Source organism: Candidatus Megaera venefica, from assembly GCF_034554655.1.
Lineage (GTDB): Bacteria > Pseudomonadota > Alphaproteobacteria > Rickettsiales > Rickettsiaceae > Megaera_A > Megaera_A venefica.
This window is the reverse complement of sequence record NZ_JARJFB010000149.1, coordinates 1-3,994: the sequence shown is the minus strand read 5'-3', so window position 1 is coordinate 3,994 and position 3,994 is coordinate 1. Positions and strand designations below refer to the sequence as shown.

Genomic DNA, 3,994 nt, shown 5'->3' with positions numbered 1-3,994 from the left:
ACAAACGATAATTTTTGGTCAATGGGTGATACTGGTCCGTGTGGGCCATGCTCTGAAATTTTTTATGATCATGGAGATGCTACCAATTTTAAGCACCCTTATTAAAGTAAACCCTGTTGATAAGTTTATTTCAGAAAAATACAAACCAGACGATATTGTTGCTTACAGTGTTTATGACGTTAATAACCAAAATGGCGAAGTTTGGAATACTTGTATAGCCACAACTCCTTTCGCTCCTCCATTAAGTGATATACTAGAATATTCAATAAAAAAATCTTTTAAATATAGTGGGATATATTTCTTATCTTTAGAATTAGGAACGATAATTGACCGTATACTTAAAGCTAGTGGAAAATCGGAGCACTTAGATAGCCTGCAAATCTTTACTATAACCACTGAGGCAAGCAATATTAGGGTTATTGTAAAATATAAAAATAACATCATGAGTGAAAAAACGGTAGAATTTCCTTATGAAAAATCGGATATGTATTTAATTGGAACAATTGAACAAGTAATCTCTGGTAAACTATTATTTTATAAGCAATATATTAAAACACTTGAAACACAACCATGCCTCATATTTTTAGTAGATAATACGCTTAAGCAAATGATATCTGAACTTAAGTTTGATAACTGCAATATATTAGCTTTAACTGGGGATGATTTAGAACTCACGACACATAATTCAGACGATAGATTTCAGGATACCGCTTTGATAGAAATGTTCAATAATAGTACTACCCATCTAGCTTCAAATAAACCGTTGCGAGGCATTACAAAACTTACGTTACTCAACAGAGTGATATTCAAGCCTGTTATTGCTATTATTTCTGTAATGATCTTAACTCTATGCTTTTTTAAATATCAAGCTATTACAGTTCAATCCCAAGCAAACGATCTTAATAAACAATACTACAAGCTTGCTGAAGAATATAGGCAAGTAAAGAAGAGAAACCCAAAGCTCTCAAATGTTGGGGATTTGCTTGAAATGTATAACTTACAAAATATAATTGCTAGACAACCCAATACTCCTTTTGATCACTATAAAATTCTTGTTTTAACTCAGCATAAGAATTTAAAGATTAATAAGTTATCTTGGAAATTAAGCAATCCTTTATTAGTCAATTTTCCTCAAAGCGATTTGGTAATATCTATCGACATTAATTATGACGGACCAATAGACTCTACATTAGAAGGAATAGAAGTTATTAATGGGTATTATAATCATATAAAAGCTAATTTTCAGAACTTCCACGTTGTTTTCACTAAGAATTCTGATGAGATTAAAGAAGCTGCAAGGAGGGTCACTATACCAGCTCATTTTTTAATTAAAGGAAAAGTTGGCGAGGATACGCATGCTAGATAAGCTTGTAGTTCATCTTAAAAATATTATTTTTTTCAAGATTATTATTTATCTGCTGCTTATAATAAGCCTTGCCCTATTAATACCTGTGTTTACTAATGATTTGGAAAAATCATCTCAAAGGAAACAGAAAGCCAACTCTTTTCTCCGAGAAGCCGCGTTACAAATAGAATCTATCAAGGATTTTGAAGACAAAATTGTTACCATAAACAACGATTATAACTCTCTAATTACGAGTACTGGAGATCTTGATTGCATAAGACGAACAGAATTTATTAATACAGTAGAATCTCTCGCTACAAAGTATGGGCTATTTGAACCTATAAGTATTAAAATCTCCAAAGGCTTCGATGGAGAAACTTCTTTTGCTAATAATGAGAATGTAAAAATAAGTTACCACACGGCCGATATTCATTTTAAAACTTTAGATCCTTATCAATTGCTAAATATTACTCATGATTTACGCGGTATTATTCCACAAGGTTCTGTAGTGCTAAGCAGTAATCTTCGGTCAATAGATGCTTTAACACCAGAAATAATCAACGAATTAACACCAACTAAAGCACCAGAATTATTAGAGGTAAAAATAAAAATTCTTCTTAGGGATATTGTGTATGAAAAATGATATAAAACTCCCAGCAGGTGTTGATCCGAAACCTTTTAACCTGTATTTTGACAAGCATTTGAGTAATAACCTTGGAGAACAACTCAAGAGAGCTATTTCTAACCTTTTGGCAATAGATTATTCTCTCAGATTGAAATCCATCCCTCAACTGGAGGAATATGTAAACTTATGTGGTTCTAGGTTAAAGAAACATTTGGATCAAAAAATTATACTTAATGAAACTTTTTCCTCAGCAATGACACTATTTGCTATTGCTATTACACCTGAAAATCAAGATGATGAAGATAATGCAAAATCTGCCGAACAATCTCAAGATGCAGTTATTGAATCCGTAATTTCTACTCATTTTGGTAATTTAAGTCATGCAGAGCAACAAGCTATTAGACTAGTCCTTAAAGATTTATTAAACGGTAAAGACGGCAAAGAATTACTGACTATTGTTATGTCAGATCCTAAATTGTTTCATTCTATAGTACTTTCTGCCGTAAAAGCTAAAAAACAACAGCAAGAAATTTCTGAATCTGTAGGGGCTCACCTAAATTCAATATTAGTCCAATCAAAAGCTCTGAATCAAAAAGTAACAGGGTTCAAATCAGCCTTTGCCAAAATTGCCTTGGCAGGAAGCGTGATCGTTGCTGCTTCAATTGGAATCGTTGTTGGAGGTTTAGCCCTTCCCGCACTTGTTTTACCGGCAACACTATATGCAATAAAATACGGACCAGCATTCGGTGAAAAGATTGGTAATATAGTTGCTCAAAGCGTACCAACTATAGTAAATGAAACAAAAAACCTTAATCAGCTTAAGGAAATAAGCAAACAAATTTTAATTGATGATCCAGATCTTTCAAAGAGCACCAACATTAAAAATGAGTTATCACAAGAAAAAGCTAAAGAACTAGCTAAAACATTAGAAATCAAGCCTATAGGAGTTGCAGAGGCTACTGATCTAAGTACTCCTGAGCGAACGTTAAAACAAAAATCTAAATCCAGCAAACGCGGAAGAGGCGCTTAATAAAACTAACTCTTTGATTCAAAAAAATATATTTAATTTTTAATTCTTCCTTATAAAAATATGATTCTTACCGTGATTATTAGCTATTTAATTACTTTTTTATTCGGTACATTAATAGGTAATTTTACCACTACTATATTTCATCGCCTTCCAAGAAATATAATGATTTCAGGATTTGATAAAAAATTAACCCAACCTCCGTTTTGCTCAAATTGTGGTCACATTTTGCGTTTCTATGAATACTTACCGATTTTAAGTTGGTTTAGCACTTTTGGGAAATGTAATTACTGTCATATTGCTATTACAAAATCTTATATAGCTCTTGAAATATTAATTGGGCTAATAGCAATAATTTTATACTACCTATTTGGTCAAAACTTAGAATATTTCTTTATTTATTTTTGCTTTGCTACACTGGTTATTTTGAATATTTTTATATACTTAAAACATAATTTCGTTCCTATAAACATTACTTTAGGGATAATTGCTCTAGGTATTATTTACCGCACCTTAACAGATCAAGAAATTTTGCTGTGGGTAACAAGTTTATCTTTTGCTGCTATTATAAGCTTATGGATTATTCGTAATAGCTTAGTAGATATCAGGAATTCTGGAAACAAAAATGCGATCAGTACAGCTACTGTGATAGTGCATTTAATTTTACCAGCAAGCCTATGGTGCCAAAATTACGGCGTATTAATTTTTACTACTATTATAATTTTCTTACGTTTATTTCCTAGTGCCATAATGAATAAGTTAAATTACCCTATTGGGATAATAACTATACTTTTTATTGGTTTGTATTATTAAATGTTAGTTCGATATAAGAAAAGCACGACTATATTTAGTCATGCTTTTCTTATATCGTCACTTCCGGTAGCAAAAGGATCCTGGGCCGAAGGCCCACGAAGCCAACTAGTCTCTCCGTCAAAACTCTAAATTTTTGATATAATTTCAAGAATTTCAAAAATAAATCACCGCACATTCATTTTTT

General features: G+C 31.9%; 4 protein-coding genes and 1 pseudogene. All 5 read left to right on the top strand.

What is annotated here, in order from left to right; translation table 11 throughout:
* A pseudogene (locus Megvenef_RS09960) lies at window positions 1–78 on the top strand (alanine--tRNA ligase-related protein); the annotation flags it as partial.
* Window positions 77–1,366, top strand: coding sequence for a hypothetical protein (locus tag Megvenef_RS07800; RefSeq protein WP_410519773.1), 1,290 nt, complete (start codon window positions 77–79; stop codon window positions 1,364–1,366). The pseudogene Megvenef_RS09960 and the gene Megvenef_RS07800, both read left to right, overlap by 2 nt.
* Window positions 1,356–1,988, top strand: a complete 633-nt coding sequence (locus tag Megvenef_RS07795) for a hypothetical protein (RefSeq protein WP_322777393.1) — start codon at window positions 1,356–1,358, stop codon at window positions 1,986–1,988. The genes Megvenef_RS07800 and Megvenef_RS07795 overlap by 11 nt, the downstream gene beginning before the upstream one ends.
* The gene (locus Megvenef_RS07790; RefSeq protein ID WP_322777392.1) at window positions 1,978–3,000 is read left to right on the top strand and encodes an RP853 family protein; all 1,023 of its coding nucleotides are present in this window, start codon (window positions 1,978–1,980) and stop codon (window positions 2,998–3,000) included. Before Megvenef_RS07795 ends, Megvenef_RS07790 begins: the two co-directional genes overlap by 11 nt.
* A 60-nt stretch (window positions 3,001–3,060) precedes the next feature.
* The gene (locus Megvenef_RS07785; protein WP_322777391.1) at window positions 3,061–3,810 is read left to right on the top strand and encodes a prepilin peptidase; all 750 of its coding nucleotides are present in this window, start codon (window positions 3,061–3,063) and stop codon (window positions 3,808–3,810) included.
* The last annotated feature ends 184 nt before the right edge of the window (window positions 3,811–3,994 follow it).

Bases quoted from the DNA above. Each gene is read 5' to 3' on its own strand.
- Megvenef_RS07800 (WP_410519773.1), top strand. From the start codon at position 77: ATGCTACCAATTTTAAGCACCCTTATTAAAGTAAACCCTGTTGATAAG.
- Megvenef_RS07795 (WP_322777393.1), top strand. From the start codon at position 1,356: ATGCTAGATAAGCTTGTAGTTCATCTTAAAAATATTATTTTTTTCAAG.
- Megvenef_RS07790 (WP_322777392.1), top strand. From the start codon at position 1,978: ATGAAAAATGATATAAAACTCCCAGCAGGTGTTGATCCGAAACCTTTT.
- Megvenef_RS07785 (WP_322777391.1), top strand. From the start codon at position 3,061: ATGATTCTTACCGTGATTATTAGCTATTTAATTACTTTTTTATTCGGT.